This window comes from Streptomyces sp. NPDC002467 (genome assembly GCF_042889825.1).
Lineage (GTDB): Bacteria > Actinomycetota > Actinomycetes > Streptomycetales > Streptomycetaceae > Streptomyces.
In genome coordinates, this window is sequence record NZ_JBIARJ010000004.1 from 27,853 (window position 1) to 34,830 (window position 6,978).

The following is a 6,978-nucleotide window of genomic DNA, read 5'->3' on the forward strand; positions in this document are numbered from 1 at the left end:
ACAGCCGTTCCGGGTGGCGGCAATGACGGTGTTCTGTCACATCCGGACACGGCCCTCTACCCTGGTGGCCGCCAGGTGATCGAATGCTGTCGGTTGAGGAACGGGGCGTGTGGTGCCGGGGGAAGAGGCGAACGACGGGGAACTCGTGGGGAGGGTGCTCGGGGGCCGCTACCGGGTGACCGCGGTGCTCGGCCGCGGCGGCATGGGCGTCGTCGGCCGGGCCGTGGACGAACTGCTCGGCCGCGAGGTGGCCGTCAAACTCCTGCGGGCCCACACGGACGCGTCCGCGGCGGAACTCGCCGACCTGCGGGCCCGGATGCGGCGCGAGGCGCAGGCCGCGGCGCGCATCCGGCACGGCGGGGTGGTCACGGTGCACGACGTGACCGAGGAGCGGGGCCTGCCCGTCATCGTCATGGAGCTGATCGAGGGGCCCTCCCTCGACGACCTGCTCGCCCGGCGCGGGACGCTGGATCCCCGGGAGGCGGCGGCGATCGGCGCGAAGCTGATGGACGCCCTGGACGCGGCCCACCGGGTGGGCGTGCTGCACCGGGACGTCAAACCGGGGAACGTGCTGCTGGAGCAGGACGGGGGCCGGGTGGTCCTCACCGACTTCGGCATCGCCTCGGTGGACGCCGCCGAGGAGGAGGCCCAGACCAAGCTGACCCGCGCGGGCGAGATCATCGGCTCCCTGGACTACCTGCCGCCGGAACGGGCCCAGGGCAGCGAGCCCGGACCGGCCTCCGACATCTGGTCGCTCGGCATGACCCTGTACGCGGCCGTCGAGGGCACCTCGCCCTTCCGCCGCACCTCCGTCTGGTCCACCCTGTCCGCGATCGTCTCCGAGCCGCTGCCCCCGCCGCGGCTGGCCGGACCGCTGGCGCCGGTCCTGGGGGCCCTGATGGCGAAGCGGCCGGAGGACCGGCCGACCGCCGAGCGGGCGCGCGCGATGCTGGAGCGGGTCGCGGCGGGGATTCCGGCCGATGCGCGTCCTGCCCCGCAGGCCCCCGTTCCCCCTTCTCGCCCTCTCGCTCCCGTCCCCGCTCCGGCTCCCCCTCCGGCTCCCGCCCCCGCGCCCGTGGGCCATTTCGGGCCGCCGGTCGGCCCGCGTCCCACGGTCGCCTCGCAGCACGGCGGCGGACCGGTTCCCGGCCGGCCCCGGCGTCGGGGGCGGGTCGCCGTCGTGGTGGCGGCCACCGCCGTCGTGCTCGCCGGGGGCGGGATCACGTACGCGGTGACGAACGGGGGCGACGGCAAGGGCGGCGGGCACGGGGCACGGGCCGCCCACCCCGGTACGGCGACCTCCGGGCCGGGGAAACCGGGCGCCTCCCCCGCCCCCGCCACCCCGGCCGGCACCCCCACCCCGAAGCCCGGCGCGACGGCCAAGACCGGCGCGCCGCCCAAGGCTTCGGCGAGCCCCGCGACCAAACCGAGCCCCGTGTCGACGGCTTGTACGGGCTGGAGTCACCGCGACGCGTCCCCCGGCGGCTACGGCTACATGAACGGCGACTTCCGCATCGAGACCGGGCCGTACCAGAACTGCCCCGCGGTGTCGCTCGCCAAGAAGGGCACGAAGCTCGCGTACCACTGCTTCGTCGTCAACGCGCACGGCAACAAGTGGACGTACGTCCGCGTGCCCGGATCGAACGTCGAGGGCTGGATGTCGAACGACAACCTGAGCCGAGAGAGCGGCCCTTCGGCACCCTGCTGACGCCGGAGGGGGCATGCGTATGATCTTCGCTTTCTCCTACAGCGAAGGCAGAAGAGACCCATGTCCCCCCATGACGCCCGCCGTCGACAGGCCGGTTGGATATCCGTGGTGGCCGCGGCGGTCCTCACGGTGCCCCTGCTCGGCTCCCCCGCTCTCGCGGCGCCCGGCGATCCGGCGACCGCGTCCTCCTTCAACCTCAAGTCCGGCCCGGACCTGAGCGCCCAGGTCGCCGATCTCAAGGCGGCACTCCCCACGCAGGGCGTCCAGGACCTGCTCGACCAGGGCAACCGGGTCGCGAAGACGGGCGCGTCCTGCACGACCGACCCGTTCGGCACCGGCGACGACGGCAAGGTGCTGGCCCCCGCCCGCAAGCTCTGCTGGGACAGCGGCGACTCCCTCACGGAGGAGTGGATACCCCAGGGCATCACCGGCGTCTCCGACGCCCAGGCCGACGAGCTCTGGGGCTCCCGCAAGCCCCTGGTCACCGCCTGGTACGACAAGTCCGGCGGCAGAGGCGTGCGGTTGTCGTTCGTCGACCCGGAGACCGCGATACCGGGCGACCCGGACGGCCGCCGGTACCGCCACGTCCTGCTCGTCGAGCCGTACTACAACAGCTACGGCCACGCCTCCTACAAGGCGGTCGACGTCCACGCGGGCGGGATCGCCTGGTACAAGTACCACCTCTACGTCGCGGACACGCTGAACGGCCTGCGGGTCTTCGACATGCGCTCCGTCCTGGACCTCAATCCGGACCAGAACGCCTCGGTGGACGACACCACGCTGGACGGCCTGAAGAGCAACGTCCGGGACGAAACCCGGATCGGCCGGCAGAACAACGTCTACTACGGGCACACCTACCGGTACGTGATGCCGCAGGTGGCCTCGTACAAGTTCGTCAGCGCCCAGGGCAACTCCGCGGCGGGAACCTGTGCCGCCACCGGGGCGCCCAAGGCGTCCTACGTCTCCGTCGACCGCAGCGACACCGCCGCGCCGGCCCTGATCATGGGCGAGTACTGCGATTCCGACGCCGCGCACCCCGAGAAGGGCCGGGTCGGCGCCCTGCCCATCGACGACGGCACCGGGCTGCTGAAGACGGCGGGCGGGGTGGTCGGCGCGACGAGCGCGTTCTACCTGCCTCGCGATCTCACCCAGGGCGCCGCGCGCTACGACGGCATGTACTACTTCAACCGCAGCTGGACCACCCACAGCGGCAGCCTGCGCAGGGCCACCGTCTCGGGCGGTCGCCTGACCGACTACGGAGCGAACATCACCAACGCGGTAGGCCCCGAGGACCTGTCCTTCGAGCATGGACAGAGCGTGGCCGGCGGCGGCACGCAGTACCTGTGGTCACTGGCCGAGCACCGCGTGGATACCACGGACCCGACCTGTACGGACACGGGCTCCCCGTGCGGCCGGGTGATCTACGCCCACCGGGTGGCGGACGTCATGGCCCGGCCGTAGCCGTCCCGTACCGCCGGGGCCGCCCACGGGGGCGGCCCCGGCGGCCGTGCTAGTCCTGGCTCAGCCGGACCGGCAGGGACTGGACGTTGTTGCTGATGAAGCTGCGCTGATAAGGGAGTTCGGCCTCGCCGACCGCGAGGTCGAGGTCCGGGAAGCGGGTGAAGAGCCGCTCCAGCGCGATCGTGGCCTCCAGGCGGGCGAGCGGGGCGCCCATGCAGTAGTGGGCTCCGTGGCCGAAGGAGAGGTGGCGGGCGGAGGTGGGGCGGGTGACGTCGAAGCGTTCGGCGTCCGGACCGTGGAAGGCCTCGTCGCGGCCGGCGGCGGTGTACCCGGCGAGCACCGGGGTGCCCTGCGGGATCACCGTGCCGTCCACGGTCAGGTCCCGGGTGGGGTAGCGGAAGGGGAACCAGCTGACCGGTCCGTCCCAGCGCAGCGTCTCGTCCACCACGTCCGACCAGGTCGCCTTGCCCTCCAGGACGAGCGCGAGCTGATCGCGGTGGGCGCACAGGGCGCGGACGGCGTTGACGACGAGGTTCAGGGTGGTCTCGTGACCGGCGACGAGCATCAGCCGCATCGTGCCGATGAGTTCGACTTCGCTGAGCCGGTCGCCGTCGCCCTCGCGCACGGCGATGAGGGCACTGGTGAGGTCCTCGCCGGGGTTCTCCCGCCGGGCGGCCGCGATCGTGCCTATCAGCGCGACGAGTTCCTGGAGGGCGGCCATCTTCTCCGCCGGGGTGATGTCGGTCGCGATGATCACCGTGTTGGTGAGGTGGTGCAGTCGGCCCCGGTGCTCGGGGTCCACGCCGAGCAGCTCGCAGATGACGTTCATGGGGAGCGGCAGGGCGAAGTGCTCGTACAGGTCGGCGACGCCGTCGGGGGCTTCGGCGGCGGCCCGGTCGAGGTCGTCGAGGAGTTCGGCGGTCAGTTCCGCGACGCGCGGGCGCAGTTGCTCCACCTGGCGTGCGGTGAAGGCCTTGCCCACCAGGGAGCGGAGCCGGCGGTGGTCGGCGTCGTCGGCCGTGTGCATGCCCTGGGCGTTGGCGAAGACGCGCAGCGGCCAGTCCGCGGGGATGGTGCCGTCGTGCAGGGCGGGGAAGTGCCGGGCGTCCTTGGCCACGTCGGGGTGGGCGAGGAACTCCTTGAGGGCCTCGTGTCCCAGGACGACCGCCCCCGGCACCCCGCCGGGGAGTACGACCTCCGCCACGGCGCCCTGCTCGGCGCGCAGCCGGGCGTTGAGCGCGTGCGGGCAGCCGCCGGCGGGGTCGATGACGTGCGGGAGCGGTGAAATGTGGGAGGACAAGCCGACTCTCCTGACCTGATGACCGAAACTCGCTCAACAGTGCGGGGTCGGGGTCGTGTTGTACAAGTCCGTCCCGGGGCCGTTTCAGAACCAGTTGACGGTCAGCGCGAAGGACGTGCCCGCGGCGGCTCCGACGGAGTCGGTCGCGGTGGCGGTGACCGTGACGGCGCCGATCGCCCAGGGCCTGCCGGTGATGCGTCCGGAACCGGCGTCGAGGGTCAGCCCCCAGGGCAGTGCGTCGACGGCGTACTTGACGGGCGCGTTGCCGCCGGTGGTGGCGAGCCGGACGGTGCAGGACTGGTTGAACTTGCAGGTCTGCGGGCCGGGGTTGGTGAACCGCAGGTCACCCGGGGTGGGCGTCGGGGTGGGTGTGGGAGTGGGCGTCGGGGTGGCAGTGGGCGTCGGGGTCGGGGTCGGCACGGAGCCGCAGCCCGGGGTGGCTTCCGGCGGGAGCGGTACCCGCCAGATCTGGGTGTCGTTCTCCGAACCGACGAGCAGGTTCGCGCAGTCGGCGTACGTCACCGTCTCTCCCTGCGACTGCGCCGGCAGGGCGACGTCGGCGAGCTTGGTCCCCGCGGTGTCGTACACGGTGGCGACGTTGGCCCCGATCGGGCCTCCGCTGCGCAGGGTGTAGGAGGCCCCCGTCGGCGAGAACGCGCCGTCGGTGGCGAACACCGGGCCGGGCCGGACCGCCGTCAGCGTGTTGACCTGCCCGGCCACCGGCGGCAGCGGCGCCTGGTAGAGCTGCCCCGGGGTGCCCACGGTCTTGCTCGCGATGTGGATCCGGCCGCTGAGGGGGTCGACGAGGAGGGACTCGGCGTCGTGCTCGCCGTCGGCGTAGGCGAAATGGTGGGTCACCGGCGTCACGGTGGCGTTGGCGAGTTGGTCGGGCTCGGGAAAGGAATGCACGACGATCTCGGCGCGGCTGCCGAAGTTGTCCCCGATGTCGCCGACCAGGATGGCGGGGCCCCCCGTGGCGTCCTTGCCCATCGCGAGGCCCTCCCAGTCGGTGTTGCCGACGCCGGAGAGCGTGAAGGTGGCCGCGAGCCGGCCGGTGGCGGTGGTGCAGTCGACGGCGAAGACCTGGTTGGTGTTGCCGCTGTCGTTGACGACGTAGAGGACGCCCGGGTGCTTGCGGCTCGCGGCGAGTCCGCTCTCCTCGACCAGGCCGCCGGGGAGGGTGCACTTCTTCTCCGGCGCCAGGGGCGCGGCGGCGGCCTTCGCGGCCGGCGGCGCCGACGCGGACGCGGTGGCACTGCTCGTCCAGGCGACGACGGGGAGGACGGTGGCGAGGGCCGCGGTCGCGAGGGCGGCGGCCCGGTGGGGCGTGAGGAGTGGGGACATGCCCACAATGTGACGGCACATCAGTTCCCGGTACAGACCCGATCGTCGCCCGTTCGAGCATCGTTCAATGCTGCCGCGGCATGCGGCCTCAGCGCACCGGCTCCCGTACGGGCGCCTTGCGTCCCGTGTGCGCGATGAACGCGCGGGCCGCGCGGCTCAGCGGCCGCCGGGCGTGCGCGATGCCCACCGGGCGCAGCAGGGGCGGGGTGAAGGAGCGGACCTCGGCGCGGCTGCCGAACGCCCTCAAGACCACGTCCCGGTACCAGATCAGGGAGCCCCGGCCGTCGGTCACGCCCGTCACCCAGCCGAGCCGCTCGTCGACCTCCAAGGAGGGCACGGGCCGTACGCCGAGGCAGCTGAACATGGCCTCCATCTCGGTGCGCCGCCCGGTCCCGGGGGTGGGCAGCACCATCGGCAGTCCGTCGAGCATCCGCAGCGGCATCGGGTCCGGCAGCCGGGAGCCCGCCGGCGAGATCAGCACCACCTCGCGTTCCTGGATGAAGTGGGTGGAGAGCTCCTTGTCGACGGGCAGGTCGACCAGGGCCAACTCGGCCCGTCCCTGGTTGAGTTCCTCCACCAACGCCTCGCGGCTGTCGTGCTGCTGGAGCCGGACGTCGACGGTCGGATGTCGTTCGGTGAAACCGGCGACCAGATCCGTGGCCAGGTCGAGGGCCAGGGTGGGCGTGGTGACGAGGCCCAGCGCGGCCCGGGCGTTCTTGCCGTGCGGAGTGCCTATGTCGTCGATGGCCTCGACCGCGTTCAGCACGGTGCGGGCCAGTCGGACGACCCGGGCCCCCTCCGGCGTGAGGTCCACCCCCCTTCCCCGGCGTGCGAGGAGTTCGACGCCCAGATCGCGCTCCATGGCCTGGACGGCCCGGGACAGGGCGGACTGGGCGACGAAGACCGAGGCGGCGGCGCCGGTGATGGACCGACAGTCGGCGACGGCGACGAGGTAGCGCAGCTGCGCGAGCGTGGGGGTCATGGACGGACGGTAACCGGGTGGGGCTGTACCTGTAAGGGCTCGTGAGGTGAACAAGTTCCCTGTTCCGGCGTGGCGTTCATACCTGGTTCCGCGGGTTGGCATGCCGGTCCGGCATGCCCCTGGGGCTGCGTGACGAGGACGCGCGAGCCGGGGCCGGCCCGACCTCGGCGGGAATCGCCCCAG

5 protein-coding genes are annotated in these 6,978 nt (G+C 72.7%); 2 read left to right on the plus strand and 3 right to left on the minus strand.

Annotation, left to right across the window (positions count from 1 at the left end; genetic code table 11):
• Nucleotides 1-109: 109 nt before the first annotated feature.
• Nucleotides 110-1,708 carry a protein kinase gene (locus ACFYYJ_RS09800; protein WP_389130580.1) on the plus strand — a complete coding sequence of 533 codons (1,599 nt, stop codon included), beginning with the start codon at nucleotides 110-112 and terminating at the stop codon, nucleotides 1,706-1,708.
• A gap of 60 nt (nucleotides 1,709-1,768) precedes the next feature.
• Nucleotides 1,769-3,169 carry a hypothetical protein gene (locus ACFYYJ_RS09805; protein WP_389130582.1) on the plus strand — a complete coding sequence of 467 codons (1,401 nt, stop codon included), beginning with the start codon at nucleotides 1,769-1,771 and terminating at the stop codon, nucleotides 3,167-3,169.
• A gap of 49 nt (nucleotides 3,170-3,218) precedes the next feature.
• On the opposite strand, the gene ACFYYJ_RS09810 is transcribed toward ACFYYJ_RS09805, so the two are convergent.
• The 3 genes from ACFYYJ_RS09810 to ACFYYJ_RS09820 form a co-directional block, all read right to left on the minus strand.
• Nucleotides 3,219-4,469, minus strand: a complete 1,251-nt coding sequence (locus tag ACFYYJ_RS09810) for a cytochrome P450 (RefSeq protein ID WP_389130584.1) — start codon at nucleotides 4,467-4,469, stop codon at nucleotides 3,219-3,221.
• An 84-nt stretch (nucleotides 4,470-4,553) separates the two neighbouring features.
• Nucleotides 4,554-5,813 carry an Ig domain-containing protein gene (locus ACFYYJ_RS09815; protein ID WP_389130587.1) on the minus strand — a complete coding sequence of 420 codons (1,260 nt, stop codon included), beginning with the start codon at nucleotides 5,811-5,813 and terminating at the stop codon, nucleotides 4,554-4,556.
• An 88-nt stretch (nucleotides 5,814-5,901) separates the two neighbouring features.
• A complete protein-coding gene (locus ACFYYJ_RS09820; protein WP_385121877.1) occupies nucleotides 5,902-6,795 on the minus strand; it encodes a LysR family transcriptional regulator in 894 nt (297 codons plus the stop codon).
• Between the last annotated feature and the right edge of the window lie 183 nt (nucleotides 6,796-6,978).